Raw genomic sequence first — 26,801 nt, 5'->3', positions numbered from 1 at the left:
GTTGCTACGAGAGCAGTCACCAGCTTGAAGTCCATTGCGTGCTTTCATCATGACAGCAATCGCCGATGCACAACAAATCCGAACCAATCATTACTTCGCACCGTTGCACTTTGCGGTAGTGTTGGTCGCTCTATCATCTCGACATGGTGTTGACCTCGCATTGGAAACACAAACCGACCCCATCATTCGAGTTCTCTCGAGGTCTTGAAGGTTGAATTCCATCAGGCGCAGAAATAACTAGGCACATGGCCCTGAAGGGTAAATCCAGTGCCGAATCTAGTGTGTCTGCAATCTGATTGGGCTCGATATTTTCCCAACAACCGCTGGATTTCCCATTGTCATCCATCTCATGGAAAACAAACAGAATCTGCCCTTTAAGCAAATAGAATGCCACAACGTTCAAATTGCAATAGCCTGAAGATATCTGGCTAACAGAGTAACCCGCATTCTGTCCGGTGGCGCTAAGATCTATCGGATCAGTTGGTTGCAAAGTCCGGTGTTCGTCAAATTCAAGTGGCCAATCTAACAGAATGTCGCTGTAAACCGAAAATCGAAAACCGCTGCCCCGGTTGCTCAAGACTGTTACGAAGCCGCCTACCGACGGCACATCACTATCGAGAACTACATTCCTCATCGCAGAATAGAGACTACTTGCAGGTGATCCGGAGTTTTCGTCCGCGAACAGTACGGCGCTGATCGCTTGGCCGTGCTCGTGTCGGCGGCGTTGTTGGTGCTCGATTTCTCGAAACCGTTCGTAAGCGTTTTTGTCCCCGATCCAATGCGTTTTTGCAGAACTGTGAGTGCGTGACCCGTCGCGAATCGTCACAATTTTGGCTGGGCTTGCAAACGCAACAATATAGTCATTAGCTGTGTTGTTGCTCGAATTCTCAAAAAAGCTGATGGTAGTTGCAAAGTTTGCGCCCAGTGGAAAAGAAGTCCTGAACTCACGAATGGAAGCCATAGCGAGTTCGGGTGATCCGCTGAAGGAAACGCAGGTTCCAGAATTCAAACAGACTGACTTCAGGACACCTTCCCGAATGGGCAGCGACATCCCATGCTCAGTTAACATTGTGTCAGCGGCTATCGACAGACAGCCATTTTCGACGCGCGCAACGATTAGAGTCATACTTGCTTAGCCTATTGCAGTGCATTAGTCACTTTAAGGCGCATTCTATTCTGGATGCCGCGTTCTTCTAGTGCTTGCACTTGGGAATACCGAGTTGCGAACCGGCCCGGCTTAGATGAATGCAATTTATCTACACTCAGTCACTAGTGCTAACCGTCGTGCGATCGTGGGATTTTCATGAATGTAGACCTTTAACGTGAGTTTTGTAGCGTTGGCGTCGATTAATGTCTGATCAGAAAAGCCAGGCCTGAGACTAAGCGACTACAACGAAGGTTCGCAATCTGCCCGCCCAGAGGGTCGCTTCGCGCCTGCAGCGAACGGATGCTTCCAGTGGATTCTGATTGTCCTTGTCCTTGTCAGTATCGCCGCATAGCATCCATCTGTTGGGAGCAGTTAAATGAACAATAGCCTAGACGCGTTGCAAAAGCAGTTGTTGGGTGATGGCCCTGCGGAAAAGCAAGTTCTACTGCTGAAACTTTTGCATGAGTTTGAGACCGCGCCAATGTTTGGTGCGAAATACATAGCTGACGCTGATTCTGCGCCTCAACGATGGATCGCACGTGTAGGTGCTTTGCTTGCACGTTTAGGTATCGAGCACAAACATAGGTTCCGAAGCAACCAACAAACGTCAGTTCAGTTTTGGTCAGTTTCGAGGGAGCCGTTTCGCCAACAGCTTCTTGCCGCAGCCGAGGAAATCAAGCTTGCTTTGGAACTTGATGGGCATGAGTACATCGGGAAAGTCTATGCCTCGCAACAGCAATACGATTTCTTGCGTGATCTAAGTGAGATTATACTAGGGGCACGAACTGAGGTATTTGTCGTCGATCCGTACTTTGATGGCAAAGCTTTTGAAACATATCTTGGTCCACTTGGAGGCGATTGTTCGATCAAAATTCTTTGCAGTAGATATTCGAGTGAAGTTGCCGGCCACGTCACGGCATTTGCCGCACAGCACAACGTCAAGCCGGAACTACGCAAAAGCCAGAACCTTCATGATCGACTAGTAATTGTCGACGGCTCAGATTGTTGGATTGTGGGTGGCTCGATCAAAGATGCAGGTAAGAAACCTACTTACTTGGTGCCGCTTCAACCCGGCATCGCGCCGACCAAGGTCGACATATATGAAAGCATTTGGCGTGACGCAAAGCCTGCATAGCCCGCTTCTGATTGCCTTTCTTGAACGCATCTGAATGTCAGAACATGCCATCGTTGGAACGTGTGGATTTTAGCGCGCTCCACAGATGGACATGCTCAATTGATGGAAACAGTCGAACATACCCAGTTAATCTTGGTGGCTCGGGCGGAATGTAAACTTTGACCTTTTCCTCAGATTGAGAGAGTACGGTTACGGTTTCGCCCACCCATGTTTTAAGGCTAACAGCATCGCTCAAGTCAATTCTTTGCGAAGAGTGAACTTTCCGTGGTCCGGCATACGGAGAAAACGTTCCGAGAATTTCTTCGTTGGTAATACGCCTGTATCGGTCTGACCGGTCTCTAAAGGCAGGCGTGACGTCTCCAATTTCTGCGGATGAAAAACCGGAAACTGTTACGAACGTTCCGTTGGAGACGAGCTCGTCCACTAGGGGCAGAAAATCACCATCTTCACTGTACAATGTACATGACTGCATGATGCTTCGGTATGAGTACCTAAGCGCCTCAATGGCTAACTGCACATCGACGCCCTCTTGTTTTGTTACATTCCTTTTATTGGTTGTCCGCCCTAGTCGCAGGATCACACCATCCTGCTCGCGCCAGTTCTTCAACCATCGCGGCAACACCTGATCTGACTTGGCTGCGTGATAAAGGTAAATCCTGTCAAATTCATATGGAACGACGGCGGAAATATCCAACTTTTCAACTAGATCGCTCGGTGCCTTTGCTCGCGAAAGCACGTCCGAAAACCCCCGAAACAAGTTATCAGCATCGACAAACGCAAAGTGCGGCCGACGGCCAACCGGCTCGGCCTCATCGTAATCAACCATGTTACCTCCTAACGTTTGGGTGATTTACACGCCACTGTCCCAAACCGTTTCCTTATCCGATCGCGTACCCAAATCGCCTTGATGTTCCTTTTTGTCTTGGCTCAGTAGTTCGAAAACAACCCACAGGCCTCTGCAAAATGTTCGCCAAAGGCCGATAGCTTTACTTCCAAGCAAATTTGAGAGCCGGCGGGACTTTGAGCAATCACCCGGTCAGGAGACGCTAACGTGTCCGCTTCGTTCTGGATCATCTGCTTGGCTACGTTGTCTATCATCTGTTTCCATTGACGCGGGTCAGCACCACGCCCCGGAACACTGGGCAGGGTCGGTAGGCTGCGAGTGCTGCTTTTGACTACCAATCCAAGACGCAACAAATTGAGCGACCATGCGCCGCCCGATAACTCATCTATGCCATGCAGCTTTGCCCTGCTCTCAATCGCGGCGATAGCCTCTTGTTGAAGCGAATAGTAGAAACGGTTTGCTTCATCTAGTCGTTCTTTTTCGTCGTCACTGGTGTTCCGAAAATCCTTGGGCGCAAACCCCTCTTGCAGCCGCTGCATGTCAGCGTTGGCGTTCATAGTGAACGCAAGGAAGTCGACAATCTTGGCGTCCGTAGTCGTCAGGTTCTTCAAAACCTCAACAAATGGGCGCTCGATCGTGATTCCAGATTCCGGATCCAAGGCTTTAGCAAAAAGGCCCGCCCATAGTTCTCTGACCGTCTCATCCCCGCTTAAGGACATGCCCTCAAGAACCAGATGGATATCTTCCTCTTCAGGTGGTGTTATGTCTTTCATTTCAACGTCAGCGGCGTCTAAGCGTCCACGGGTTTTGTCTAAGGCGGCTTGCAGGTTAGCCTGGCGTTTGTGACGCATGCGGTCGGCGAAGATGCCTATGTAGTCGCCTGCCAGACTGCCAAGTTCCTTGGCAGAAGGGCTAAGAAGATGGGAAACAATGTCACCTAAGCTGCGGTCGATTTCTTTGCCAAGTTCGACGTTCACTGCAACTTTTTCATTGTCTTGAGAGTTTTCCGTCATACTCGATCATCCTTACGAGCCATGGGTCTCTAGGCAACGGCTCGAATTCAAAAGACACCTGCATTGTTCAGCATACAAGCCGGCATGTCATGGGCGCCGCCTAAAACCCTTCTTGATATTTGCTCGTTTACTGGCACGAATCCAATTTGCTTAGATAATCGATCCATGCGATATTTCCTTAAGCGTATTCTCCTGCCTCGCTAGCACGGACTCCCAGGTTACCGGTTGAGACTGCGAGGCACGAATATGGCAACTGTAGCTGAACAAATTGAAGCACGGCGCCAACAGCGACCCAAGGGGCCGACAGTAGCTGAACAATTGGCGGCACGCCGCGCTGCGATGCAGTCCGCGGCAGAGGCACGGCAAGATCCCAACGCTGTCGAGCGTGTTGGTCGCCAGCTTCAGATAGGCACCCAAGGCGCGGGCCGTGGTGTTGCGGATCTAATGGGATTACCTGTGGACATGGCGGAATTGGCGCTCAATGCACCCATTTCACTCGCCGACCTTATCCCAGGTATCGACATCGGCTTCCGTTTTGAAAACAGTTTCGGCGGGGGTGAAAGCATCGCCGATGCTGCAAGCAAAGGCACGGAAGCACTTTTAGGTGACATCCTGATTGATCGCGAAGACATGACACCGCAAGAGCGTATTGGCCACTCAGTCAACCGCTTTGCCACTGAAGGGCTCTTAGGCGGCACTCTGCTGTCAAAGGCCACTAAGGCAGACAACGTTCTGCCACGCTCATGGACGGCCCCACACAAAGCCCCTGGGGCTTCGAGCAGGGTTGTGGTTGGGGATACTGCGGCCGGTGCGGGTACGGGCGCGGCTCTTGAGATATATGACCAGAACGTGCCCCAAGAAGCCCAAGGGTTCTTTACCGAGCTGATTGCAGGTCTGTTGGGCGGCATCGGCGGCGCCAACGCAGCGCGCACTACCGATATGAAACCCGGCCGCAACCTCGCTGAACGTGCTTCCGCAAACCCAGACGTGTTGCCGGTCGATCCAGATACAGCTTTGCCATACAACCGCGGCGACGTGCGCCGGGCAGCAGCGCTGTACCAAGACCGGGCAACATCACCGGCAGCGTCCAAGCGGCGCATCGAAGACTATCTCGCTGAAGTCGATGCGGGCCCAAAGCCAACAACCGCTCTGATCGCAGATGATCCTGGTTTGCTGGCGGCGGAGCGACAGGCGCGCGCTGGTTCTGGCGCACCCGAATTCATCGAAGCAGACAGGCGCGTTATGGATAACGTCTCCGAACGCGTCCGTGGTGTTCGCCCGGAAACTGGCGATCCGGAAGCGGCCCGCGTGGAAGCTGGTCAGCAAATCAACGATCAACTGCTTCAGTCGCAACAGCGTGTCGATGACGCACGAAGCCAATTGGCCTATGTAAACCAGCAAATCGAAGATCTCGCCATTGGAGCGGGTTCTGGGCCATCAGTAGATGCAGCGTCCCGCGAATTGGATCGCGCCATTGTGCAAAACACCTATCAACCCAGGCGTTCGCAGAAGAACGACCTATACAATTCGGCGGCGTCTGACCCCAACGCCGTTGTGAGTACTGAGAACGTGCGCAGCGCTGCAGTGCGCCGAAAAGCTGGGAGCGAAAGAGTAAACCCGGTGTTGCGCGACAGGCAAAGCGAAAGCTTGTTGGAAGCATTCGGGGCGGAGTCCACACAAATGTCACCCGCGAATGGGGGTGAGGTGCTCAGTCTTGATCGCCAGCTGCGAGATGCGATGATGGATCGCCGGCGACTGTCCGACATTGAAAGCGAAGCTCGCGCACAGGGTCAGTTTGGCCGAGCTGATACTGCTCGGGAACTGCGCCAAGGCATCAATGAAGACATTCGCGACGCTGCAGCTAGTGGAACACCTGGGACCGAAGCGCTCGCATCGGCTGACAATTACTATCGCGAACGCTTTGCACCCTACTTCCGCAATGGCACCGTGTCGCCGAACTTTTTCCGCAACATCGATCGCGATCCGACACGAACGACAGCCAACACAGTCCCGGAGGCAACGGCGCGGAAGTTCCTGACTACGGGCCCAACAGCACGGGCAGCAGCGGCAGACTTGGCCCAGATTTTGTCCATCAGTCCGAACCGGAAAGAGGGGCTGGCAGCTGCAAGAGACTACCTGGTCGCCGACGCCGCCGGGAAAGGGATCATACGCAATGGGAAAATCCATGAAACCGCACTCGCCCGCTACATATCCCTTCGTCAAGATGCGCTGAGCCAGATCCCAGAAGTCAAAGCAGAACTTGAAGGATTGCTGCAGGCGGTCCGCGAAGGCAATCAGGCGTCAAATGCAGCCGCAGGTGAATTGACTGCCGCGATGGATGCGGCGCAGCTTTCGCAAAGGCAGATCGATCAGGGCGTGCTCAAGTTGGTGCTGGACTCCGAACCACGGAAAGCAGTTCAGGGCATTCTTCGTCGGCCAGACCCACAGAAGGCTATGGCCGAGATTGTGAGAGAATTCGCCGGAAACCCCGACGCTCAGCGCGGCTGGAAAGCAGCTGTGGCGGACTATCTGACTGAGCAAGTGACAACTGCGAGCAACGCCGCTGTGTCGCCAGACCAAGCCACAGTTTCACTTGCAAAGCTCCGAAACACGTTTGGGAAAAACCGAGACGCATTGGCTGAAGTGTTTGGCCCCGAAGAAATGCAGTCTTTGCAACAGGTGCAGACACGGCTCAAAGCCCTGTCGAACCGTGGTGCTCAGGCAAGTTCAGGTTCTGCAACGGCCGAAAGCCTTGGGGGACTGCGCGGCGTGCTGAGGGCCTTTGCCGCCCCGGTTGGCACCTTGGTGACCTTGCGGAGCGGCGCGCTTCAGGGTGGTTCCTATGAACGCCGCGTCAATCTGATTGCAGACCAATTCCCAGATGCAAACGGCAGCGCATTGAAGATCATTCAACGGGCTCATTTCGACCCAGAATTGGCCAAGCATCTACTCGAATTCCCAACAGATGACGCGCAAGTCTACACGTGGTCGAAGAAACTGAACCAGCTGATTTCAGTGGGTGCGGCTTCTCGGGACGATGACTAGTTTGCTAGAGTACTGAAAACCCTGGCGGTAGATCTGGGAACGCTGTTGGGGCTTCAACTTTCCAATCGGAAGTCGGGCGAGGCCCAAGATACGCAAGCATTCTTTCGATGCCGATTTGCTTGTGCTGGGTACTCTCGATGCACTGTTTTACAAAATCATGTAGATCATACCCAGCCTTTCCGGCCCTTGTACCGGTGATCAATACGCAAGCAACATAGTAGCGTTCGTGCACTTCCATCGGCTCGGACATTGCGGGCGGCTCCATGTGGAACGCCTTTATCTGGAATGCTCGCAATTCCGCTGCGGTCATTTCATGGAGGTCCTTCTCTGGCATGGCATCTATCATTCGATCACCTTCAGGCCCGAATTCGCACGCCGAAATGCGGACAAAACCTCTTCCGGCTGAAGCACCCAGTTACCTTCCATCAAATCCCCATTTATCACATCCGCTAGCGAACGTTGCTCTTTCCCACCGCCGAGAAGTCCGGCGTGTTCGCAAAGTGCCCTAGCGGCGCTCACGCGGGCGCTATGCGGTGCTTTTTTATCTTGGCTAATTTCGGCCAACACTTTCAGTCCCAGAGCACCTGAGCGAGCTTTCATGCCCAGCAAGTGCACTCGGATCATTTCCGAAACCTGCGGCTTGGCCAGGTTCTGCCGCCCAATTTCATGTGCCGTCGCCGGAGAATACCCAGCAGCTTTGGCCGCAGCGGTCGCGTTCCCCCCGTTGTGGGCGTACTCAAGCGCGAACTTTTCCTGCTTTTCAGTGTGTGAACGCGCCATGGCATCCTAACCGGCCTGATTGATATGTTACGAAGTAACATATCAAAATGTCTGACATTTGACAAACTGACCTGAAGCGTCGCACCAGCCGAACAACTGGCCGTCTCAACCTGACCGCTCAAAAGCTGGACCACCGTTTCGGATTCAACACCCTTTATACCCACGATGCGCTACAGGTTGCCGCCCAGACTGCTGCAACCGTTTCAGCCGCCATGAGTACTTTGGCCGTTAACCTAAATTGGCGGATCAGAGGAAAATTTCTTCGGAGCCATTTGCGGACTCCGTGTGATGGCCCGGCGCCCCTCCCCGGGGGGTGGGATCGTCAGCGCAGCAAGCGGGCTGAACTTGGTCGCGACCGATGGCCCGTCGAACTGCGGCGCTGCCGGGGTGCTACCATAGCTCTCGAATCATCAACGGCTAGGCGCCACAACACCGCCTAAGCATCTGTTTTTATTTTGTTTTAGTGGTGAGCCGTGCAGGGTTCGAACCTGCGACCCACTGATTAAAAGTCAGTTGCTCTACCAACTGAGCTAACGGCCCACTAGGCGGCCTATCTAGAAAGGGTCGGCCAAAGGGTCAAGCCGATTCTCGGATGTTTTTCTGCGACATACTGGATTCCCCAAAATCCGGGCGTTATATGCGCCGCATGGCAGATATGGCGACCTCTCACTGGCCCTTCATGAAGATGCACGGGGCAGGCAACGACTTTGTCGTGATCGACGGTCGCAATACGCCTGTCGATCTGACAGAGTCGTTGGTGCGCGCATTGGCAGACAGGCATCGCGGCGTCGGGTTCGATCAGCTTGCGCTGATCACTGACGGGTCTGACCTAACAATCACCTTCTACAACGCGGATGGCTCGCAATCAGCGGCCTGTGGCAACGCGACCCGGTGCATCGCTGCACACGAGCTTGCGCAGCGCGCGGCAGATCACCTCGACATCCATGTAACCGGACGTGGCATGCTCAATGCGGTACGAAATGATGACGGCAGCACGGCGGTCAACATGGGCCACCCACAACTGGACTGGCAGGACATTCCCCTAGCCAAGGATGTGGATACACTCTCGCTTCCCATTGACGGCGATCCGGTTGGCACCGGCATGGGCAACCCACACTGCACCTTCTTCGTCGACGATGTGTCTGCAATCGACCTCGCCACCATCGGCCCGAAGATCGAGCATCACACCCTCTTTCCCGAACGTACAAATGTGCAATTCGCCCAGGTTGTCGGACCCGACCATATCCGCATGCGCGTCTGGGAACGGGGAACAGGGGTCACCTTAGCGTCGGGTTCGTCTTCCTGCGCAACGGCAGTGGCGGCCGCGCGGCGGGGCCTGACAGGGCACAAGGTTCAGATCGACCTTGATGGCGGCACATTGCATATCGACTGGCGCGATGATGGCGTCTGGATGTCCGGCCCAACGGCCCATGTGTTTGACGGCACACTCACGACAGAGTTCCTGCAAAGCCTATGACCGCGCCCGTCTTCTCCAATCACGGCTGCCGCCTCAACGCCTACGAAACCAAGGCGATGGAAGAATTGGCGACTCAAGCAGGCGTTGAAAACGCCGTCGTCGTCAACACCTGCGCAGTGACGGCGGAAGCAGTACGCAAGGCCCGCCAGGACATCCGCAAGCTTCGCCGCACCCATCCAGACGCCAAACTGATCGTCACAGGCTGCGCCGCCCAGACGGAACCCGACACCTTTGCCAACATGGACGAGGTCGACGCAGTCATCGGCAACACGGAAAAGATGCAGGCCAGCACATGGGCAGGGCTCGCCGGTGACTTTGGCACCGAACCCGTGCAGGTCGACGATATCATGTCGGTCACGGAAACCGCAGGTCACCTGATCGACGGGTTTGGCACCCGCAGCCGCGCCTATGTGCAGGTCCAGAACGGATGCGACCACCGCTGCACCTTCTGCATCATCCCATATGGCCGCGGCAACTCGCGCTCGGTCCCGGCAGGCGTTGTGGTCGATCAGATCAAGCGACTGGTCGACCGTGGCTTCAATGAGGTGGTGCTCACTGGCGTTGATCTCACCTCTTGGGGGGCTGACCTGCCCGGTGCGCCTCAGCTCGGCGATCTGGTCATGCGCATCCTGAAACTGGTGCCCGACCTGCCACGCCTCCGGATCAGTTCCATCGACTCGATCGAGGTGGACGCGGCACTGATGCGGGCCATCGCCACGGAACCCCGGCTGATGCCCCACCTGCACCTGTCGCTGCAGCATGGCGACGACCTGATCCTCAAACGCATGAAGCGCCGCCACCTGCGCGACGATGCCATCCGCTTTGCACAAGAGGCCCGCAAACTGCGGCCTGACATGACCTTTGGCGCGGACATCATCGCCGGCTTCCCGACCGAAACCGAAGCGATGTTCGACAACTCTCTGAAGCTGGTCGAAGACTGCGACCTGACCTGGCTGCACGTCTTCCCCTACTCACCCCGCCCCGGCACGCCTGCTGCACGGATGCCGCAGGTGAACGGCACGGCCATCAAGGAACGAGCGGCCCGCCTCCGCGCCGCCGGAGACAAGCAAGTGGCAGAACACCTCGCCGCACAGCACGGCAAAACCCATCACATCCTGATGGAAAACCCGCATATGGGTCGCACCGAACAGTTCACGGAAGTCGCCTTTGACACGCCCCAGCCCGAGGGTCACATTGTCACCGCGCGCATTTCAGGCGCGCGGAATGGGCAACTGGTTGCCTAGGCCTTGCGCCAGATCAACAAGCTCGCCAATGCAATCGCAGCCGGGATCGCCTGAACATAAAGCGTCACGGTAAACGCCAAAGCTCCGTACAGGCCTGCAGCCAGAACACACAGCAAAAAATACGTTGCAATGTGGCGTTGCCACTGGGTCGACTGCACAAGCAACGCCCATATCAGCCCCCCCGCCAGAAAGAGGTTATACAGGCCCTGATTGGCCGCCAAAACCTTGGTTGGGGCGAAGAGTTCGGGTGCCATGAATGTGAATACTTCGGGTCCCCGCGTCTCCCAGGCAAACATTTCCAAATAGCAGAAATAGACATGCGTCAGGGCAACAAGGCCAACGAGAATTTTGGAAACAAGAGACATGAACCCTCCGAAGAAGATGAATGCTCAAAACTGTGATCGAAAGACCCCCTGCCGCGCAAGCAGTTTCCATTGCCTAACAAAAAAGCCCCGCCAAAAGGCGGGGCTCTCTATCGCTCATGTCAAAGCGACTTATTTCTTCTTGTAGCGCGCCTTGACCGGCGCCCACAGGCGCTTGTTGGTCAGGTACAGCAACACCGACAGGATGGTCAGGAAGATCACGCCGACAAAGCCAGCCTGCTTGCGTGCCATCAGCTTAGGTTCCGCTGTCCACATCAGGAAGGCAGCCACATCTTCGGACAGGTGGTGCAGGTCCGTCGCGTGCCCATCGGCAAACTCCAGATCATCACCATAGAGCGGCGGCGCCATCGCGATCCAGCCACCGGGGAACGCCTTGTTCTCATAGAGAACGGCACCCGCTTCTTCCTTTTCCTCACCCGTATAGCCGCTCAGCAGGGCAACGATGTACTCGGGGCCACCCATGCCTTTCATCAACTGGTTGATGCCCAGACCGTAAGGGCCGTGGAAACCGGCACGGGCCTTCGCCATCAGGCTCAGGTCAGGCGCATTTTCCAAAGCAGAACCGGGGAAGTTGTCCGACGGACGTGCCGTGCGGAAATCGTCGATCTCCGGGTCGAACACTTCGTAGTACTCGGCATAGGCGCGCACCTGATCATCGGGCAGGCCGGGGCCGCCGTCATCGCTCAGCGTGCGCAGCGGCACGTATTGCAGGCCGTGGCACGACGCACAGATCTCGGTGTAGATCTGCAGGCCACGCTGCAACTGGTTCTGGTCGAACGATCCAAACGGACCGTCAAAGGAAAAATCGACATCCTCGACATGACCCGCACCGCCAGCGGCGAAGGCACCGGTGGTCAGCGCAAACGCCGCCACCATGCTTGCTGCAAGTTTCTTCAACATCTGCAGTCTCTCCTTATTCCGCGGGCTGAGCTGAGGGGGACGCCGAACCGGCGTCGCCCTTGCTCGCCTTGGCGGCAAAGTCATCTTCGATATTCGCAGGCTGCGCATCCGGCTTCTCGATCACGCCGAGCAGAGGCAGGATCACCAGGAAGTATGCGAACCAGTAGGTCGATCCGATCAGGGCGATGTAAGGATAAATCCCCTCGGCAGGCATCGCGCCCACCCACATCAGAACAAAGAAGTTCACGACAAACAGCCAGAACCACCATTTGAACATCGGACGATACCGACCGGAACGCACCGACGAGGTGTCGAGCCACGGCACCAGCGCCATCACCACGATGGCACCGAACATCGCCAGAACCCCAAAGAACTTGGCGTCGATGATGCCGCCCGTCAGGGTCGATGCGATGATCACCACCCAGACGTCGCCGTCAAAGGCACGCAGGATCGCGTAGAACGGCAGGAAGTACCATTCCGGAACGATGTGCGCAGGCGTCGCCAGCGGGTTCGCCTCGATATAGTTGTCGGGGTGGCCCAGATAATTCGGCATGAAGCCCACGATGGCAAAGAACACCACCAGGATGACCGCCAACGCGAACAGGTCCTTGATCACGAAATAGGGCCAGAAGGGCAACGTGTCCTTCTCGGCGTCCTCTTTCGACGTGCGCCGCACCTCAACACCGGTCGGGTTGTTGTTGCCCGTGGTGTGGAAGGCCCAGATGTGCACGATCACCAGACCGGCAATCACGAAGGGCAACAGATAGTGGAGCGAGAAGAAGCGGTTCAGCGTGGCATTGTCCACGGCGGGCCCGCCCAACAGCCACGTTTGCAGCGCTTCACCGATGAACGGGATTGCACCAAACAGGCCGGTGATCACGGTCGCACCCCAGAAGGACATCTGCCCCCAAGGCAGAACGTAGCCCATGAACGCCGTGCCCATCATCAACAGGTAGATAAGCATGCCGATGATCCACGTGATCTCGCGCGGGGCCTTGTAGGACCCGTAGTAAAGACCGCGGAAGATGTGGGCATACACAGCGACAAAGAACAGCGACGCGCCGTTCATGTGCAGATAGCGCAGCATCGCGCCACCGTTCACGTTGCGCATGATGTGTTCGACCGAGGCAAAAGCCAGATCGACATGCGGCGTATAGTGCATGACCAGCACGATGCCGGTGATGATCTGCAGCGCCAGACAGAAAGTCAGAACGATGCCCCAGATCCACATCCAGTTGAGGTTCTTGGGTGTCGGGATCATCAGCGTGTCATACAGCAGGCCAACAATCGGCAACCGCTTGGCAAGACCCTTTTCCCAGGCCGCCTTCGGTTCGTAATGGTCGTGAGGAATTCCAGCCATCAGGTCTCTCCCTTAACCCAGTAGGATCGTGGTTTCGTCCACGAATTCTGCAACAGGAACCGGCAGGTTGGTCGGGGCGGGCCCTTTGCGGATCCGACCAGACGTATCGTAGTGCGAGCCGTGGCAGGGGCAGAACCAACCGCCAAAGTCCCCTGCATCGCCCAAGGGCACACAGCCCAGGTGGGTGCACACACCCATCATCACCAGCCACTCGCCCGCTTCATCCAGCGAACGGTTGCTGTCCGAGGCGTCAACTTCGCCCAGATTTTCATTGCGTGCGATGTCGTCCGGCAGGTCGCCCAGATCGACGTCGCGGGCCGCCTGAATTTCGTCTTCCGTCCGGCGACGGATGAATACGGGCTTGCCCAGCCATTTCACGGTCAACTGCGTGCCCGGCTCAATCGCGCTGACATCAACGCGGATCGACGACAGGGCCAGAACATCAGCCGAAGGGTTCATCTGGTTGACCAACGGCCAGATCGCTGCACCCGCGGTCACGGCACCTGCGCCTGCCGTGGCATAGTACAGAAAATCGCGCCGGGTGCCTTCGTGGTCTTCTTCTACGTGGGACACGGGGGACTTCTCCAGTTTCCAGCGACCCCGAAGGGCCAAATGACGACACAGGCCGCGCGCACGCGCAGCCACTTTGTCGCGCTATCTAGCGGGGTGACCCGCCCACGTCCAGCGCGCAATCTGACACACGTGGTCGCAGGTGGGTTGAATTAACCCATTGATAAGATTCGAGACCGCACGGTCCGTTAACCACGTCTTTGGCGCATCACCGGTGTACGGGGGGTGCACAGGGGGTGTACCGATGGCACCCCCATCATGCGCCTTGATTTGCTGGCGTTAACCGCGATTCGGGCGCGTTTGGTGCAAAACACCCACCGAACGTTGCGCGGTCTCAGCCTTTTGGGGCGGTCTCCTGCATCGACGGACGGGCTGCAAATGTCTCGTACCAGCCCGCCAGCGCATCACGCCCCTTGCGCCAATCCCGGTCGCCATGGCGGAAATCCAGATAGCCCAGCGCGCAGCCCACGCCGATATGGCCAATGTCCATTTTCCCGGCCAGATGCCCCATCCAACGGGAGTTCAAAGCGTCCAGCGCACCTTCAACCTTGCCCCACTGCGCTTCCACCCACTTCGCCGATTGCTCTGTCTCGTCCCGGAACCGCTTTTCGTAAACCATCAGCACGGCCGCTTCCATCATCGCATCCGCCGTGGCCTCCAGCACCAGCGTCTCCCATCCCTTGTCGGGATAAAGGCCCGCCTTCGCCCGGTCGTCCAAATACCGGCAGATGACCTTGCTGTCATAAAGAGTAGGCCCTTCGTCCCGTACCAGCGCAGGAATCTTTCCAACCGGGTTGGCCGCCTTCAGCGTGGCATCGGCACCACCCGGAGCAGCGGTAACCGTCACGGTCTCAACATCATCCGCCTGCCCTGTTTCATGCAGCAAAACCAGCACTTTACGCACAAAGGGGCTGGGCCCCGCCATCAACAGCTTCATCGCGATTCTCCGTGTGAGTTCCCGCGCAGCCTAGGCCCCGCGCATCAGGGCAGCAAGGATGCGCGTCTCCTGTCCAATCCCGTAGGCATCCACGTAGTCAGAGGCGCGCAACCGCACCTCATCCAGCTTGTTCTGGTTCAGCTTCCAGGTCCCATCGACAGCGTCGATCGTCATGCGGCACGGCACGATCTGGCGCATCATCTTGTCCAGCACGTCGGGCGTCATCTTGTCTGTTTTCCATGGCGCCTTCGGCAACAACTGATCCTCGAAATGCTTCGACTGCCGGTCCAGCATATCGCGCATCTGATCATGCGGCAGCATCTCCAAACTGCCGGTGATATGCACGGCCACATAGTTCCACGTGGGCACCTGATCCGGCACTTCGTACCAGTCGGGTGATATGTATCCATCCGCTCCGCTCACCGCGATCTTGGCCTGCATCGGTGCCTTCAAGGCGCGTGCAATCGGGTTCGACCGGACAAGGTGCAGGTCCAGCTGTGCGCCCTGTTCATCAATCAGAAAGGGGATGTGCGACATCATCGGCCCGTCTTCCCCGTTCACGGCCAACACGCCAAAGGCGCGCTCACGCGCAAACGCGATGTTCCGGTCGAGCGTTTCAGTGTGAAAGATCGGGTTCGGGTGCATGATACTGGTCCGTGATACGTCGCGTTCCTCTTGCCTTGGGCGACGTCACTTGGCAACCTGACGCTGTTCTCAGGGCGGGGTGAAATTCCCCACCGGTGGTATGCGGGCCCGATCAAACGGTGACCCGCGAGCCCACGAGCGCCCCGCAACGCGGGGGTCTAGCAGATCAGGTGAGAGGCCTGAGCCGACGGTTACAGTCCGGATGAAAGAGAACGTGCAGAAGGATCGCGCCCCAGTGGGGCGTCTTTCATCTGCGCGCAATCGCCTTGGGTGTTTAAGTGTCTGAACCTAAAGGAGATTTCGCATGACACACACCCGCTTCGCCTTTGTCAAAGCCCAGTGGCACGCCGCCATTGTCGATCAGGCTTTGCAAGGTTTCACAGAAATAATCGCATCAAATCAAGTGGATGTTTTCGACGTGCCCGGCGCGTTCGAAATGCCGCTGATGGCCCAAACCCTTGCGGAAACAGGGCAGTACCACGCCGTCGCCTGTGCTGCCTTGGTGGTTGATGGCGGCATCTACCGCCACGACTTCGTCGCCTCGGCGGTTGTCGATGGGCTGATGCAAGTGGGCCTCAAAACCGGCGTGCCGATCCTGTCGGTCTCGCTCACACCCCACCACTTCCAGGAAACCCCGCACCACATGAGCATCTACGCCGATCACTTCGTGCTCAAGGGGCGCGAGGCGGCCCAAGCCGCGCTTGGTATCGTGGATGCGCGGCAGGGTCTGCGCTCAGCGGCCTAGATAAGCGCGCAGTGCTTCGGGCGGGTTGGCCATGACCTCGGCCACCGCCCGGGGCGCCTCTGCTTGGCCCCCATCGACAAAGATCAGATCATCCGCCGCCCGCTCTGCATCCTCGGGCGCGTGGGTGATCATCAGAACCGTCGCGCCCGCATCCCGCGCAACTTCCGACGTCAAATCCAGCATCTCTGCGCGCAAGGCTGGTCCCAACGCGGCAAAGGGTTCATCCAGCAAAAGCAACGGCTTGGCCTGTACCAGCACCCGTGCGAGCGCAGCCCGGCTTTGCTGCCCGCCAGAGACGTCGCCGGGTTTCCGATCCGCGAAGTCACGCAACCCAACCCGGCCCAGCGCATCCATGACCCGCGCCATTTCCGCCGCATCCAACCGCAAAGCGGGCCGTATCCCAAGCCCGACATTCTGCGCCAGCGTCAGATGTGGAAACAGGTTCCCATCCTGAAACAGCATCGCGATCCCACGCTTGTCCGGCGCGGCAGAGGTTACGTCCTGCCCATCCACCTCGATCCGCCCGGAAGCAATGTCGATATACCCACCAAGGGCGTTAAGCAGCGTGGACTTGCCCGCGCCCGACGGTCCAATCACAGCCACCCTGCGCCCACGTTTCACCGCAAAATTCGCGCTCAAGGCAAAGTCGCCCTGCTCGATCCTCAAATCCTCAACCTTCAGCATGTCGCCGCCCCCACGCATCACAAATCCAGAACATGCCAAAAGCCAAAGCGACCAGCACCAGCGCCGCTCCCGCTGCAGCCTCTGTTCGGTAGCTGCCCATCAGCCGGTACATCTGCAACGGCAAGGTCGCCACGTCCGGGTCCGCAAACAGCGCCACAACGCCAAGGTCTCCCACACTCAACGCCGCCGTCAAACCTGCAGCAAATCCGATCTGCGGGCGCAACCGTGGCACCAACACGATACGCCACAACGCCATACCGCGCAGCCCGACGCCCATGGTCAGACGACCGTAATCCTTGAACACCTGCCGCATCGGCGGCAGCAGGATGCGAACAGCAAACGGCAGCGCCATCATCGCGTTGATCAAAGCCGTGACAGGCAAGGCAAAGGCCGTGGGCGAGACATAAGGATAGATCAGGATGAACCACCCCGTCCCGATCATCAGCGGGGACGCGACCAGCCCAAGCAGCGTCAGCGCCTCGGCCCCACCCCACTTGGCCTGTGCCAGCCACGCGGCCATGGGCAGCGCGAGGATCAGCAAAACAACGGTGCTGACGCAAGCGACCCAGATGGTTGTCCATGTCGCGCTCAGCACCGAAAGGGGCATGTAAGACAGGCCCACAAGGCCCGACAGCGCGATGGACAAAAGCGGCAGCAACAGGAACCCGGCGGCGAGCGTGATCCAGAACGCATCGCCCCATGGGCTTGGCGCATCCCACCGGCGCACCACCCGGTCGCGACCGGTTTGCAAGGCGATGGGCGGCAATATCCACAGAGCCAGTACCGCCGCAGCACCCGCCACGGCCAATTGCAGCAGGCTCAGCACCGCCGCGCGCCCAAGGTCGAAATCAAACTTGAACGCCTGATAGATAGCGAGTTCGATGGTCGTCGCCCGTGGCCCACCACCAAGTGTCAGGGCCACCGCAAAACTGGTCAAACAAATAACAAAGATCAGGGCAAAGGCCCCCGGCACGACCTGCCGCAGGATCGGCCATTCGATGACGCGAAACACCATGCGCGGCGACAGACCAAGCTGCCCCACCATGCGGAACTGCTCGGCCGGGACAGACTGCCAGCCCTGCAAGATCAGGCGCGTGGCGAGGGGCATATTGAAAAACACGTGAGCCAGAACAACGCCATGCGCGCCATAGATCGACACCTCCGGCAATCCCAGCAGGCCAAGCCCCGTGTTCAGCCACCCATTGCGGCCAAAGATGGCCAGCAGGCCCAATACGGCGACAATCACCGGCAGAATGAACGGCGCGCCCAGCAACGTCACCAACAGGGTATGGCCCGGCACCCGCCGTCGCGCGAGCGCCCGCGCCACCGGCACGGCCAACAGAACGGAAATCAGCGCTGACAGGAAGGCCTGCCAGACGGTAAAGCGCACCGCCTGCCACTCGGCGGCGCGCAGGCCGGTGGTGGCTTCAATCCGCTGGCTGATGCCGACAAAGGCGGCAATCACCACCGCGACGACGAAGGTCGCCGCGATGATGCCAAGCCATGGGTTTACTGGCTGAGCGCGGCGCGCCATGTCTCAATCGCGTCCGCTTGCAGCTGCGCCGCTTCGGTTTCCGAGTAGAACAGGACCTTTTCGGGCAGCGGCAACTCAGTCCATCCCTCAGGCCAATCCGCCTTGGGCAGCGCCGATGGCAGCGACCAGTTGGCGGTCGGAATAATGGTCTGGAAGTCACGCGACATCACATAGGCCAGAAACTGGTCCGCCAGCTCGGGCTGATCGGTGTCCGCAATCTTGCCCACGGTTTCGACCATGAAATAGTGACCTTCGGGGAAGATCGCCGCCTTCTTGGTGAAATCCTCTTCGGCAAACATGTGGTAGGCGGGTGATGTGGTGTAGCTCAGCACCATGTCCGCCTCACCATCCGTGAACAGGCCGTACGAGGCCGACCAATCCTTGGTCACGGTCAGGATATTGTCCGACAGCGCCTCCCACACCTCGGCCGAGCGGTCGCCATAGACCGACTGCACCCACAGCACGAGGGCCAAACCGGAGATGGACGTGCGCGGATCCTGAATGACAATCTTCACATCATCGGGCAGATCCAGCAACGCATCGAAACTGGCGGGTGGCGCGTCCATCGTCGTCTCGTTGTAGATGAACGCCGTGTGCCCGTAGTTGAAGGGCAGGAAGGTGTCATCGGACCATTCAATCGGCAGCGTCAGGGCACTGTTGTCCTGCCCATGCGGCGCGAACAACCCGGTTGCGCGCGCCTTGGCCGTCACGTCCGATGTCAGTCCAATGACCACATCCGCCTTGGTCCGCTCGCCTTCCAGCAACAAACGCGGCACGAGGTCACCGGTCGACCATTCCAGATCGCAGGCGCAGATCTTTTCAAACTCGGTCTCGATGATGGGACCAGGGCCCCATTCGGACGTAAAATAGTCGCCTGCATAAACAGTCAGAACAGGGGTGTCGGCCAGCGCCGTCGTGGCGCCCAGCGCAGCGGCCAATGTCAAAGCGTGTTTCATCGCATCCTCCAATGCAGAGGCGGCGGGATAAGGGTCTTGGGGTAAGCCAAACCTTCCCTCCGCCGGTGTTAACCGGTTCAGGTTCTACGGGTTCGCATCGCGCATCTCAGCCTGTCGCCAGGCACCCCGAGGTATTGGCAGGTATAGGAGGGCGCCCGCCAGGTAGCAAGCGCCCTTGCATTTCAATCACGTTCTCTAAAAGTAGTGGTCCCGCCAACTGCCATCATAGCGTCCACTGCGCAGGCAACAGCGTTTGAACCGCTTGCCCGATCCGCACGGACAGGGATCATTTCGGCCAAGTTTTTCACGAAGTTCCACATCGCCCATGCACCATGCGATCACCGGTCTTGACCCGGGTCTCGGACGGGAACGAACGTCTGCGTTTAGCGATCACCTCGAAAGGAGGGACGGTCCTGGGGATCAATGCGTTTTGCCATTTCAGCCTCCATCGGTTTGCATGAGCCGTTCCGTTAGAACAGCACGGCATGCAAAACAACAGATTTTCAATGGACTTGGCATCGCATTCAACGCGGCGTATGTCCTCGTGAACCTTGTCGGAGCGCGTTCATGTCGATCAACAGTTTTGGCCATCTTTTCCGCGTGACCACCTGGGGCGAAAGCCACGGACCTGCGCTTGGCGCGACGGTCGATGGCTGCCCGCCCGGTGTCGATGTGGACGAGGCTATGCTGCAACAGTGGCTGGACAAGCGTAAGCCGGGCCAGAACAAATACACGACCCAGCGGCGCGAACCCGATGCGGTGAAAATCCTGTCTGGCGTGTTCGAAGGCAAGACAACCGGCACCCCAGTGCAGCTGATGATCGAAAACACGGATCAACGGTCAAAGGACTATGGCGATATCTCCGAGAAGTTCCGCCCCGGCCATGCCGACATCACCTACTGGCAGAAATACGGCATCCGCGACTATCGTGGTGGTGGTCGGTCCTCGGCCCGCGAAACAGCCGCGCGCGTGGCCGCCGGTGGGTTGGCGCGGGCAGCCCTCGACATCTTGGTGCCCGGGATCGAAATCAAGGGCTACATGACCCGCATGGGCGCACACGAGATTGATCGGGACCACTTCGACTGGGACCAGATCGACCAGAACCCGTTTTGGGTGCCTGACGCCAAGGCAGCCGAGACCTGGGCTGACTACCTGGACGGTCTGCGCAAGTCAGGCTCGTCCGTGGGTGCCGTGATCGAAGTTGTCGCGCGCAATGTACCCGCGGGTCTGGGCGCTCCGGTCTATGGCAAGCTCGACACTGACCTCGCCGCCGGAATGATGAGCATCAACGCGGTCAAAGGGGTCGAGATTGGCGAAGGCATGTCCGCCGCCATGCTGACGGGCGAGCTGAATGCGGATGAGATCACCATGGGTCCAGATGGCCCCGAATACTCATCCAACCACGCGGGCGGCATCTTGGGTGGCATCTCGACCGGGCAGGACATCATTGTGCGCTTCGCGGTCAAACCAACGTCGTCCATCCTGCAAACCCGCAAGACGATCACCAAGTCAGGCGAAGAGGCTGAGATTATCACGAAGGGTCGTCACGACCCATGTGTTGGCATACGGGCCGTACCAGTGGGCGAGGCAATGATGGCCTGTGTGATCCTGGATCACCTGCTGCTCGATCGCGGTCAGACGGGCGGCGTGCGCGGACCGATAGGTTAGGCCAGCATCACGCCAACCGATCGTACGATGTTGTGCAACGTGTCGTGATCAATCCGCGCGCGCGCCATCGTGCGCAACCCGACATATTGCGCGATGATCATGTCGGCCAGCGCGCCCCGTTCAGCGGTGTTGAGCGTTGCATGTTTCGGCGATGCGCCCAGCGCGACAAAGATACCGTCGCGCAACGCGCCAAGACCATGGGACACCGCTTTGGCAATCTCGTCATCATAAGTGCTGGGTCCGGCGGCTGCCGTGCACAACAGACAACCACGCGCATCACCGTCGACCACGCGCTGGTATGACCCCCGAAACATGGACATGATACGCTCTGCACCATTGGGGATGGACGGATCGCTCAGCATGGCGACCCCCTCCTGCACAGCTTGGCTTTCATACCGCGCCAGCACCTGTAGAAAGAGTGTCTTCTTGTCGGTGAATGCCTTATAAAGGCTCCCGCGCGTCAGGCCCATGCCGTCCAACAGGTCAGGCAATGATGCCCCTTCATACCCGCGAGCCCAAAAGACATGCATCGCCTTTTCAAGCGCGTCATCTGTATCAAAGGATCTGGGGCGTGCCATGTGAAGTCTCCGGTGTCTGACACTCAATATAGCATTCGGAACCAAATAGTCCAGAACTCACGATTTCGTGTTTTGTACCATTCAGTTCCCAATGCTATCCAACAGTTAGGAACCAAACAGTCCAGAACGGAGATCAACATGTATAACGTAATCAAATCATTCGCCCTGACCCTCGCAATCGTCCTCGGCTTTGCTGCAGTACCCGCATCCGCCGAAGCCGTCTCGACCGGCACGTTCACCGGCGCATCTGACCACATCACCACCGGCGCAGTCGAAGTGATCAAGAACGCCGACGGCAGCCACACCATTGTTTTGGGCGATGACTTCAGCCTCGACGGCGCGCCCGATCCGCGTGTCGGCCTGGGCAAAGACGGCTTTTACAACGGCAACACCGACTCGGGCGTTCTGGGCAACTTGACCGGCGCACAGTCCTTCGTTGTTCCCGCAGGCATCGACGTCTCCGAGTTCAACGAAGTCTATATCTGGTGCGAAAAGTTCAGCGTGCCGCTTGGCGTCGCCAAACTGAACTGATTGCTTGCCAATCTTCCCCCGACCCGACAAGGATCGGGGGAAATGAAAGCTCCCACAACTCAGAACAAACCCGGCACCGCCATCGCCTTGAAGCTGATGGCGGTGTTTTTGTTCATGGTGATGGCGGCCATGATCAAGGTGGCAACGCAAAGCGTGCCCGCAGGCCAGGCCGTGTTCTTCCGATCCCTCTTTGCAATGCCGATCATCATCGCGTGGATCTGGAACACCGGTGAGATTCGTGAGGCCCTGACCCCCAAGAACCTGACCGGTCACATCTGGCGCGGGTTGTTCGGAACAACCGCGATGGCCCTCACCTTTGCCGGGTTGGCCCTGTTGCCGCTGCCCGAAGTGACGGCCATTGGCTATGCGACGCCGATGTTCACGGTCATTCTGGCGGCAATCATGCTGGGCGAACGGGTGCGCCTGTTCCGAATCTCAGCCGTCGCCCTGGGGCTGGTGGGCGTGATGATCGTGATATGGCCGCGCCTCTCAGTTGATCCGGGCGCTGCGGGCACGGCAGGCACCATCGGCGCGCTCATGGTTCTGGGCGCGTCCATCTTGCGGGCGCTGGTACAGATCCACATCCGCACCTTGGTCAAGACAGAGCATACGGCGGCGATCGTCTTCTACTTCTCGCTGACGGCGACGGTCCTCAGCCTGTTCAGCCTGCCATTTGGGTGGATCATTCCATCGCGACTGGACCTGATGTTGCTGATCGGGGCCGGCTTGATCGGCGGCGTCGCGCAAATTCTGGTCACATCCAGCTTCCGCTTTGGCGCGGCCTCTATGCTGGCACCGTTCGACTATGCATCCCTTATCTTTGCCGCCCTGATCGGATACGTGATCTTCTCGGAACTGCCCACATCGGCAACGGTCATCGGTGCCTCGCTGGTTGTGCTGGGCGGGGCCATCATCCTGTGGCGCGAACGGCAACTTGGCGGCGGACGCAACCGCGCACGGGCTGTGACCGACCCCAAGGGATAGCGCGCCGGATCACCCGGCACGCCCCGGGTTCAAAGGCGAACGCCTTTCGGCTCCAGCGTGACGCTATACAGCTCGGTATCGGCGCGATCCATCAGGCGCACCGTCATCTCCTGGGTCGCCCCATCAATATCCACGAGGCCAAAGAACTGCAGACCGGCACTTGGCGGCAGGTTCACACCCTGCTCCTCGGTCGGAGCCTTCACGAATTTCACTTCCGGGCCAAAGGTGCCGTCCAGCGCGTTCGGGCCAAACGTCCCCGCATGCAACGGGCCCGACACGAACTCCCAAAACGGTTCGAAATCGCTGAATTGCGCCTTGTTAGGATCGTAATAGTGCGCAGCGGTGTAGTGCACATCGGCGGTGAACCACACCGTGTTGGACACGTTTGCCGTCTTGATAAACTGCAGCAACTCGGCCACTTCCAACTCGCGCCCTTTCGCGCCCGCGTTGGTGCCATCGGCAATCCCTTCGGACCCGGCCTGTTCGCGGAAATTGTCCCACACGATCAGCCCGATGGGTTGATCCGAGGCGATCACTTTCCACGTCGCCGTGCTGTTCGCCAGCTCGCGCTTCAACCACGCCATCTGCTCGGTCCCGATCACACGCGTGCTGTCATCCAGCGTGTCACCCTGGGTCGCCGTGTTCGGCCCGCGATAACTGCGCAGATCGAGGAAAAAGACATCCAGCATCGGGCCATAGCTGATCTTGCGGTAGACACGGCTCGGCTCGGACGGGGTGATGCGCAGCGGTGTCATCTCGTGGAAGGCGCGGGTGGCGCGGGCTTGAAGGACATGCACGGACTTCTCGGTGTACCGTTCGTCACCCATCAGGTCCTTGCTGTCGGACCAGTTGTTGGTGACCTCGTGATCGTCCCACTGCATGAAGGTCGGAACAGAAGCGTTCAGGGCCTGCACATGCGTGTCCATCATGTTGTATTTCCACTGGTCGCGGAACTCTTGCAGGGTCTCGGCCACCTTGCGCTTGGCATCGATCAGGGTGGTGTTCTGCCAAACCACAGACCCATCCTCTTCCACCGAGTCTTCCATCGGGCCGTCGGCATAGACGGTGTCGCCGGAATGGATAAAGAAATCGGGTTCATGCCGGGCCATGGTCGCATAGGTCAGCATACCCTCATCATCGATGCCCCAGCCCTGACCGGCCGTATCCCCCGACCACGCAAAGCGGATGTCACGGCGCGACGCGGGCGCCGTACGAAAGCGTCCGACCAGCGGTTCAGAGGTCGCATTGATGTCCGACAGGTCCATGGCGGTGAAGCGGTAGAAGATATCCTGATCCGACGGCAGCCCATCGACCAGGCGCTTGATCGACATATCGCTGCCCGGGATCGCATCCATCGGCGCAAGACGGCGCGCATTGGCAAAGCTTTCGGTGGTTGCGACCTCCATCTCGATCCGGGCGGGGCGGTCTATGCGGGTCCAAATCATGCCCGAGGTCGTATCGACATCGCCGGATTGGACACCATGGGTGAATGTCGGGCGATCGGCGGCACGGCTGATCGCGGGCGCGGCAAGGAACGCGGTTGTGGTGGCAAGAAAAGCGCGGCGCGTTGGACGAATAAGTGGCATGATAAGCTCCCTGTTGTGCGAATGCGGCCAAACAACAGGGTTTGCGTGACGTCCGATTGGCAGGTGCGTAACAGAATAGGCAACGTTTTGTAACGGGCGGGAACGCGCCGAAGTGCTAGGCCCGCCCCTGCGGCGCGTGACATGCCGATGCCTCAACCACCAAGCCGTCGGGCCCAAATCGCAACGTCTCTGCGGCCAGCACATCGCGTTGGTTGCGGTAAGTGATGACGAGCATACCATGCCCATGCAACACATCCACCACCACAAAGGACAACGCCGGTTGCGCGTCGAGCGCGGCTCCAATACTCACGCAGCGCCGCTTTGCCACGCAATTCGCGACACTGATCGGCTGTGTCTATTGTCAGAACTGTCGACGGTTATCAGTGCGCCACTGGTGGTGGTCGGCGGCGCTCGCAATCGGGCAAGGTCGGTGACATATCCGAAGGGATGAAAGGCCAAAAAATATCGACCTCTCACCTTTTTTTGTTACTTCAGCCGGCAAGATGCTAGACTGAGCAAATTGTTGGGCTCATAGTCGTCAGCTTCAGTTTTGATGTACTCGTTGCCGGAACGACTTTTTGCTACGATTACAGTCACACTACGATTGCCTTCTTTGACAAAAAAGCTGTTTTGGCGGGACTTTATTCGCTGGATAGCATCCTGTTGAGAAATTCTCCATCGGGTACCGTCTGCGTTAAGCCCACCAACAAACTTGATAGCGGTAAACGGGTCATCCCGGTCTTCTTTCTCGATACAATCAATCTGATGTGCCATCTGACACCTCCTTGAGTTTGAATTGGTGACCCAAACTCGAGTTGCTTAGGCTGAGCCGGGTCACCCATAGCGATAGGGCGGCATACTACCGCGAGTCAACAGCATATGATGTGGATAAACACTAAATGTTGGGGGTGGGTCACCCCACCCCCGGCAAGTCTATTCGACTCAGCCTAAGCACCGCCCTTGAATCACATCGAGATTCTCTGAGTCAACTCAGTTGTTTGCAGATAAAACCTAAAGCCTATTACCCGCTGTTTTATCAGCATAAAATTCTGTGGGTAAATCTGTTCGTTACTCCCGCACCATTTTTTCGTAGCCTTCTGCGATCTCACGCGTGATCCCACCAACTTCAAAGTTGTAGTCAGCAATCTCGCCCACCGGCGTGACCTCTGCGGCGGTGCCGGTCAACCAGCACTGCTCGAACCCTTCCAGCTCTTCGGGCATGATCACACGTTCATGCACCTTGATCTGGCGATCTTCCAGCATGCCGATGACAGTCTGCCGCGTCAGGCCATTCAGGAACACATCCGCCTTCGGTGTGTGCACCTCGCCATCCTTGACGAAGAAGATGTTTGCACCCGTGCATTCCGCGACATAACCACGGTAATCCATGAACAAAGCGTCCGAACATCCCTTGGCCTCTGCCGCATGCTTGGACGTGGTGCAGATCATGTAAAGACCCGCCGCCTTGGCATGGACGGGCGCAGTCTCGGGCGAGGGGCGCTTCCACTTGGCGATGTCGATCTTCGCGCCCTTGTACTTGGCGTCACCATAGTAGTTGCCCCATTCCCACGCCGCGATGGCCAGGTGCACAGGGTTCTTGGCAGACGCGACACCCATGTCTTCGCCTGCGCCACGCCAGGCCACGGCCCGCACATAGGCGTCGGTCAGGCCATTCACAGTCAGCACTTCCTGCTTGGCGGCTTCGATCTCGTCCACAGTCCACGGGATCTGGAAATCCAGCTCACCAGCCGAGTAGTGCAAGCGCTCGGAATGCTTCCGGCTGAGAAAGATCTTGCCATCATAGGCGCGCTCTCCCTCGAACACCGAGGATGCATAGTGCATGGCATGGGTCAGAATGTGGACGTTCGCCTGACGCCAGTCGACCATTTGGCCGTCCATCCAGATTTTCCCGTCGCGATCATCGTAGCCAGCCATGGCGCCCTCCGAATTTGCATATGTTGCGCAATTAGGACCGATGCGGTCACAAAGTTGCGCAAAACCTGCGATTCGATAGCCCTTCACCCTTGGAATGTCAACAAGGCTGACTTAAACTGC

Annotated in this window: 28 protein-coding genes, 1 tRNA gene and 2 riboswitches; of the genes, 8 read left to right on the top strand and 21 right to left on the bottom strand. The window is 58.0% G+C overall.

Annotated features, from left to right (window positions below):
* Positions 1 to 133: 133 nt before the first annotated feature.
* Positions 134 to 1,126, bottom strand: a complete 993-nt coding sequence (locus tag Q1A51_RS16985) for a hypothetical protein (protein WP_299601025.1) — start codon at positions 1,124 to 1,126, stop codon at positions 134 to 136.
* A 397-nt stretch (positions 1,127 to 1,523) separates the two neighbouring features.
* Between Q1A51_RS16985 and Q1A51_RS16980 the strand changes: the two genes are divergently transcribed.
* Entirely contained in the window at positions 1,524 to 2,282 is a 759-nt protein-coding gene (locus Q1A51_RS16980) for a hypothetical protein (protein ID WP_299601022.1), read from the top strand.
* Between the two features lie 37 nt (positions 2,283 to 2,319).
* Here Q1A51_RS16980 and Q1A51_RS16975 read toward each other — a convergent pair whose 3' ends face one another.
* Both Q1A51_RS16975 and Q1A51_RS16970 read right to left on the bottom strand, forming a co-directional pair.
* Positions 2,320 to 3,108 carry an NYN domain-containing protein gene (locus Q1A51_RS16975; protein WP_299601020.1) on the bottom strand — a complete coding sequence of 263 codons (789 nt, stop codon included), beginning with the start codon at positions 3,106 to 3,108 and terminating at the stop codon, positions 2,320 to 2,322.
* A gap of 101 nt (positions 3,109 to 3,209) precedes the next feature.
* Positions 3,210 to 4,139 (bottom strand): Abi-alpha family protein, encoded by a 930-nt coding sequence (locus tag Q1A51_RS16970; RefSeq protein ID WP_299601018.1) that lies wholly within the window; start codon positions 4,137 to 4,139, stop codon positions 3,210 to 3,212.
* Positions 4,140 to 4,385: 246 nt separating this feature from the next.
* On the opposite strand from Q1A51_RS16970, the gene Q1A51_RS16965 reads away from it, so the two are divergent.
* On the top strand, positions 4,386 to 7,184 hold the full coding sequence (locus Q1A51_RS16965) for a hypothetical protein (RefSeq protein WP_299601016.1): 2,799 nt from the start codon (positions 4,386 to 4,388) through the stop codon (positions 7,182 to 7,184).
* Positions 7,185 to 7,188: 4 nt separating this feature from the next.
* On the opposite strand, the gene Q1A51_RS16960 is transcribed toward Q1A51_RS16965, so the two are convergent.
* The 3 genes from Q1A51_RS16960 to Q1A51_RS16950 form a co-directional block, all read right to left on the bottom strand.
* The gene (locus Q1A51_RS16960; protein ID WP_299601014.1) at positions 7,189 to 7,530 is read right to left on the bottom strand and encodes a hypothetical protein; all 342 of its coding nucleotides are present in this window, start codon (positions 7,528 to 7,530) and stop codon (positions 7,189 to 7,191) included.
* Positions 7,527 to 7,964, bottom strand: a complete 438-nt coding sequence (locus Q1A51_RS16955) for a terminase small subunit (RefSeq protein WP_299601011.1) — start codon at positions 7,962 to 7,964, stop codon at positions 7,527 to 7,529. The genes Q1A51_RS16960 and Q1A51_RS16955 overlap by 4 nt, the downstream gene beginning before the upstream one ends.
* Positions 7,965 to 8,428: 464 nt before the next feature.
* Positions 8,429 to 8,504: transfer RNA gene (locus Q1A51_RS16950), tRNA-Lys, on the bottom strand.
* Positions 8,505 to 8,601: 97 nt separating this feature from the next.
* On the opposite strand from Q1A51_RS16950, the gene dapF reads away from it, so the two are divergent.
* Both dapF and mtaB read left to right on the top strand, forming a co-directional pair.
* Entirely contained in the window at positions 8,602 to 9,441 is an 840-nt protein-coding gene (gene dapF, locus Q1A51_RS16945) for a diaminopimelate epimerase (protein ID WP_299601008.1), read from the top strand.
* Positions 9,438 to 10,685, top strand: a complete 1,248-nt coding sequence (gene mtaB, locus Q1A51_RS16940; RefSeq protein WP_299601006.1) for a tRNA (N(6)-L-threonylcarbamoyladenosine(37)-C(2))-methylthiotransferase MtaB — start codon at positions 9,438 to 9,440, stop codon at positions 10,683 to 10,685. The genes dapF and mtaB overlap by 4 nt, the downstream gene beginning before the upstream one ends.
* Here mtaB and Q1A51_RS16935 read toward each other — a convergent pair.
* The 6 genes from Q1A51_RS16935 to Q1A51_RS16910 form a co-directional block, all read right to left on the bottom strand.
* Positions 10,682 to 11,050 carry a DUF1304 domain-containing protein gene (locus tag Q1A51_RS16935; RefSeq protein WP_299601004.1) on the bottom strand — a complete coding sequence of 123 codons (369 nt, stop codon included), beginning with the start codon at positions 11,048 to 11,050 and terminating at the stop codon, positions 10,682 to 10,684. The genes mtaB and Q1A51_RS16935 overlap by 4 nt on opposite strands.
* Before the next feature lie 129 nt (positions 11,051 to 11,179).
* Complete coding sequence (locus Q1A51_RS16930; protein ID WP_299601001.1) at positions 11,180 to 11,968, bottom strand: cytochrome c1; 789 nt, start codon at positions 11,966 to 11,968, stop codon at positions 11,180 to 11,182.
* A gap of 13 nt (positions 11,969 to 11,981) precedes the next feature.
* On the bottom strand, positions 11,982 to 13,328 hold the full coding sequence (locus Q1A51_RS16925; RefSeq protein ID WP_299600998.1) for a cytochrome b N-terminal domain-containing protein: 1,347 nt from the start codon (positions 13,326 to 13,328) through the stop codon (positions 11,982 to 11,984).
* A gap of 12 nt (positions 13,329 to 13,340) precedes the next feature.
* Positions 13,341 to 13,901 (bottom strand): ubiquinol-cytochrome c reductase iron-sulfur subunit, encoded by a 561-nt coding sequence (petA, locus tag Q1A51_RS16920; RefSeq protein WP_299600995.1) that lies wholly within the window; start codon positions 13,899 to 13,901, stop codon positions 13,341 to 13,343.
* 331 nt (positions 13,902 to 14,232) lie between these two features.
* The gene (locus tag Q1A51_RS16915; protein WP_299600992.1) at positions 14,233 to 14,835 is read right to left on the bottom strand and encodes a glutathione S-transferase; all 603 of its coding nucleotides are present in this window, start codon (positions 14,833 to 14,835) and stop codon (positions 14,233 to 14,235) included.
* Positions 14,836 to 14,865: 30 nt separating this feature from the next.
* The gene (locus tag Q1A51_RS16910) at positions 14,866 to 15,480 is read right to left on the bottom strand and encodes an FMN-binding negative transcriptional regulator (protein ID WP_299600989.1); all 615 of its coding nucleotides are present in this window, start codon (positions 15,478 to 15,480) and stop codon (positions 14,866 to 14,868) included.
* A gap of 61 nt (positions 15,481 to 15,541) precedes the next feature.
* Positions 15,542 to 15,698, top strand: a riboswitch (FMN riboswitch).
* Between the two features lie 86 nt (positions 15,699 to 15,784).
* On the opposite strand from Q1A51_RS16910, the gene Q1A51_RS16905 reads away from it, so the two are divergent.
* Positions 15,785 to 16,225: a 6,7-dimethyl-8-ribityllumazine synthase gene (locus tag Q1A51_RS16905; RefSeq protein WP_299600986.1), complete on the top strand. Its 441-nt coding sequence runs from the start codon at positions 15,785 to 15,787 to the stop codon at positions 16,223 to 16,225.
* On the opposite strand, the gene Q1A51_RS16900 is transcribed toward Q1A51_RS16905, so the two are convergent.
* The 4 genes from Q1A51_RS16900 to Q1A51_RS24355 form a co-directional block, all read right to left on the bottom strand.
* Positions 16,214 to 16,909 carry an ATP-binding cassette domain-containing protein gene (locus Q1A51_RS16900; protein ID WP_299600983.1) on the bottom strand — a complete coding sequence of 232 codons (696 nt, stop codon included), beginning with the start codon at positions 16,907 to 16,909 and terminating at the stop codon, positions 16,214 to 16,216. The two genes, Q1A51_RS16905 and Q1A51_RS16900, sit on opposite strands and share 12 nt — an antisense overlap.
* Complete coding sequence (locus tag Q1A51_RS16895) at positions 16,896 to 18,443, bottom strand: thiamine/thiamine pyrophosphate ABC transporter permease ThiP (protein ID WP_299600980.1); 1,548 nt, start codon at positions 18,441 to 18,443, stop codon at positions 16,896 to 16,898. Before Q1A51_RS16895 ends, Q1A51_RS16900 begins: the two co-directional genes overlap by 14 nt.
* On the bottom strand, positions 18,419 to 19,399 hold the full coding sequence (locus Q1A51_RS16890) for a thiamine ABC transporter substrate binding subunit (protein ID WP_299600977.1): 981 nt from the start codon (positions 19,397 to 19,399) through the stop codon (positions 18,419 to 18,421). Before Q1A51_RS16890 ends, Q1A51_RS16895 begins: the two co-directional genes overlap by 25 nt.
* Before the next feature lie 37 nt (positions 19,400 to 19,436).
* Positions 19,437 to 19,538: riboswitch (TPP riboswitch) on the bottom strand.
* A gap of 56 nt (positions 19,539 to 19,594) precedes the next feature.
* Positions 19,595 to 19,726, bottom strand: coding sequence for an SEC-C metal-binding domain-containing protein (locus Q1A51_RS24355; protein WP_366141823.1), 132 nt, complete (start codon positions 19,724 to 19,726; stop codon positions 19,595 to 19,597).
* 240 nt (positions 19,727 to 19,966) lie between these two features.
* Between Q1A51_RS24355 and aroC the strand changes: the two genes are divergently transcribed.
* Entirely contained in the window at positions 19,967 to 21,067 is a 1,101-nt protein-coding gene (gene aroC, locus Q1A51_RS16885) for a chorismate synthase (RefSeq protein ID WP_299600974.1), read from the top strand.
* On the opposite strand, the gene Q1A51_RS16880 is transcribed toward aroC, so the two are convergent.
* Positions 21,064 to 21,645 carry a TetR/AcrR family transcriptional regulator gene (locus Q1A51_RS16880; RefSeq protein WP_299600971.1) on the bottom strand — a complete coding sequence of 194 codons (582 nt, stop codon included), beginning with the start codon at positions 21,643 to 21,645 and terminating at the stop codon, positions 21,064 to 21,066. The genes aroC and Q1A51_RS16880 overlap by 4 nt on opposite strands.
* Positions 21,646 to 21,783: 138 nt before the next feature.
* Here Q1A51_RS16880 and Q1A51_RS16875 point away from each other — a divergent pair, with 138 nt between their 5' ends.
* Together Q1A51_RS16875 and Q1A51_RS16870 are read left to right on the top strand one after the other, a co-directional pair.
* Positions 21,784 to 22,176, top strand: coding sequence for a DM13 domain-containing protein (locus tag Q1A51_RS16875; protein WP_299600968.1), 393 nt, complete (start codon positions 21,784 to 21,786; stop codon positions 22,174 to 22,176).
* 42 nt (positions 22,177 to 22,218) lie between these two features.
* Positions 22,219 to 23,160 carry a DMT family transporter gene (locus Q1A51_RS16870; RefSeq protein ID WP_299203560.1) on the top strand — a complete coding sequence of 314 codons (942 nt, stop codon included), beginning with the start codon at positions 22,219 to 22,221 and terminating at the stop codon, positions 23,158 to 23,160.
* Positions 23,161 to 23,189: 29 nt separating this feature from the next.
* Here Q1A51_RS16870 and Q1A51_RS16865 read toward each other — a convergent pair whose 3' ends face one another.
* The 4 genes from Q1A51_RS16865 to Q1A51_RS16850 all read right to left on the bottom strand — a co-directional run bounded on the left by Q1A51_RS16865 (position 23,190) and on the right by Q1A51_RS16850 (position 26,681).
* Positions 23,190 to 24,746 carry an alkaline phosphatase D family protein gene (locus Q1A51_RS16865; protein ID WP_299600964.1) on the bottom strand — a complete coding sequence of 519 codons (1,557 nt, stop codon included), beginning with the start codon at positions 24,744 to 24,746 and terminating at the stop codon, positions 23,190 to 23,192.
* Between the two features lie 115 nt (positions 24,747 to 24,861).
* A complete protein-coding gene (locus Q1A51_RS16860; RefSeq protein ID WP_299600961.1) occupies positions 24,862 to 25,056 on the bottom strand; it encodes a hypothetical protein in 195 nt (64 codons plus the stop codon).
* 176 nt (positions 25,057 to 25,232) lie between these two features.
* Positions 25,233 to 25,520, bottom strand: coding sequence for a DUF3892 domain-containing protein (locus tag Q1A51_RS16855; protein WP_299600958.1), 288 nt, complete (start codon positions 25,518 to 25,520; stop codon positions 25,233 to 25,235).
* 294 nt (positions 25,521 to 25,814) lie between these two features.
* Positions 25,815 to 26,681 (bottom strand): branched-chain amino acid aminotransferase, encoded by an 867-nt coding sequence (locus Q1A51_RS16850; RefSeq protein ID WP_299600956.1) that lies wholly within the window; start codon positions 26,679 to 26,681, stop codon positions 25,815 to 25,817.
* Between the last annotated feature and the right edge of the window lie 120 nt (positions 26,682 to 26,801).

This window comes from uncultured Tateyamaria sp. (genome assembly GCF_947496075.1).
Classification (GTDB): Bacteria; Pseudomonadota; Alphaproteobacteria; order Rhodobacterales; family Rhodobacteraceae; genus Tateyamaria.
The sequence above is the reverse complement of the archived record's forward strand: the minus strand, read 5'-3'. Positions and strand labels throughout refer to the sequence as shown.

Bases quoted from the DNA above. Each gene is read 5' to 3' on its own strand.
- Q1A51_RS16985 (WP_299601025.1), bottom strand. From the start codon at position 1,126: ATGACTCTAATCGTTGCGCGCGTCGAAAATGGCTGTCTGTCGATAGCC.
- Q1A51_RS16980 (WP_299601022.1), top strand. From the start codon at position 1,524: ATGAACAATAGCCTAGACGCGTTGCAAAAGCAGTTGTTGGGTGATGGC.
- Q1A51_RS16975 (WP_299601020.1), bottom strand. From the start codon at position 3,108: ATGGTTGATTACGATGAGGCCGAGCCGGTTGGCCGTCGGCCGCACTTT.
- Q1A51_RS16970 (WP_299601018.1), bottom strand. From the start codon at position 4,139: ATGACGGAAAACTCTCAAGACAATGAAAAAGTTGCAGTGAACGTCGAA.
- Q1A51_RS16965 (WP_299601016.1), top strand. From the start codon at position 4,386: ATGGCAACTGTAGCTGAACAAATTGAAGCACGGCGCCAACAGCGACCC.
- Q1A51_RS16960 (WP_299601014.1), bottom strand. From the start codon at position 7,530: ATGATAGATGCCATGCCAGAGAAGGACCTCCATGAAATGACCGCAGCG.
- Q1A51_RS16955 (WP_299601011.1), bottom strand. From the start codon at position 7,964: ATGGCGCGTTCACACACTGAAAAGCAGGAAAAGTTCGCGCTTGAGTAC.
- dapF (WP_299601008.1), top strand. From the start codon at position 8,602: ATGCGCCGCATGGCAGATATGGCGACCTCTCACTGGCCCTTCATGAAG.
- mtaB (WP_299601006.1), top strand. From the start codon at position 9,438: ATGACCGCGCCCGTCTTCTCCAATCACGGCTGCCGCCTCAACGCCTAC.
- Q1A51_RS16935 (WP_299601004.1), bottom strand. From the start codon at position 11,050: ATGTCTCTTGTTTCCAAAATTCTCGTTGGCCTTGTTGCCCTGACGCAT.
- Q1A51_RS16930 (WP_299601001.1), bottom strand. From the start codon at position 11,968: ATGTTGAAGAAACTTGCAGCAAGCATGGTGGCGGCGTTTGCGCTGACC.
- Q1A51_RS16925 (WP_299600998.1), bottom strand. From the start codon at position 13,328: ATGGCTGGAATTCCTCACGACCATTACGAACCGAAGGCGGCCTGGGAA.
- Q1A51_RS16915 (WP_299600992.1), bottom strand. From the start codon at position 14,835: ATGAAGCTGTTGATGGCGGGGCCCAGCCCCTTTGTGCGTAAAGTGCTG.
- Q1A51_RS16910 (WP_299600989.1), bottom strand. From the start codon at position 15,480: ATGCACCCGAACCCGATCTTTCACACTGAAACGCTCGACCGGAACATC.
- Q1A51_RS16905 (WP_299600986.1), top strand. From the start codon at position 15,785: ATGACACACACCCGCTTCGCCTTTGTCAAAGCCCAGTGGCACGCCGCC.
- Q1A51_RS16900 (WP_299600983.1), bottom strand. From the start codon at position 16,909: ATGCTGAAGGTTGAGGATTTGAGGATCGAGCAGGGCGACTTTGCCTTG.
- Q1A51_RS16895 (WP_299600980.1), bottom strand. From the start codon at position 18,443: ATGGCGCGCCGCGCTCAGCCAGTAAACCCATGGCTTGGCATCATCGCG.
- Q1A51_RS16890 (WP_299600977.1), bottom strand. From the start codon at position 19,399: ATGAAACACGCTTTGACATTGGCCGCTGCGCTGGGCGCCACGACGGCG.
- Q1A51_RS24355 (WP_366141823.1), bottom strand. From the start codon at position 19,726: ATGGGCGATGTGGAACTTCGTGAAAAACTTGGCCGAAATGATCCCTGT.
- aroC (WP_299600974.1), top strand. From the start codon at position 19,967: ATGTCGATCAACAGTTTTGGCCATCTTTTCCGCGTGACCACCTGGGGC.
- Q1A51_RS16880 (WP_299600971.1), bottom strand. From the start codon at position 21,645: ATGGCACGCCCCAGATCCTTTGATACAGATGACGCGCTTGAAAAGGCG.
- Q1A51_RS16875 (WP_299600968.1), top strand. From the start codon at position 21,784: ATGTATAACGTAATCAAATCATTCGCCCTGACCCTCGCAATCGTCCTC.
- Q1A51_RS16870 (WP_299203560.1), top strand. From the start codon at position 22,219: ATGAAAGCTCCCACAACTCAGAACAAACCCGGCACCGCCATCGCCTTG.
- Q1A51_RS16865 (WP_299600964.1), bottom strand. From the start codon at position 24,746: ATGCCACTTATTCGTCCAACGCGCCGCGCTTTTCTTGCCACCACAACC.
- Q1A51_RS16855 (WP_299600958.1), bottom strand. From the start codon at position 25,520: ATGGCACATCAGATTGATTGTATCGAGAAAGAAGACCGGGATGACCCG.
- Q1A51_RS16850 (WP_299600956.1), bottom strand. From the start codon at position 26,681: ATGGCTGGCTACGATGATCGCGACGGGAAAATCTGGATGGACGGCCAA.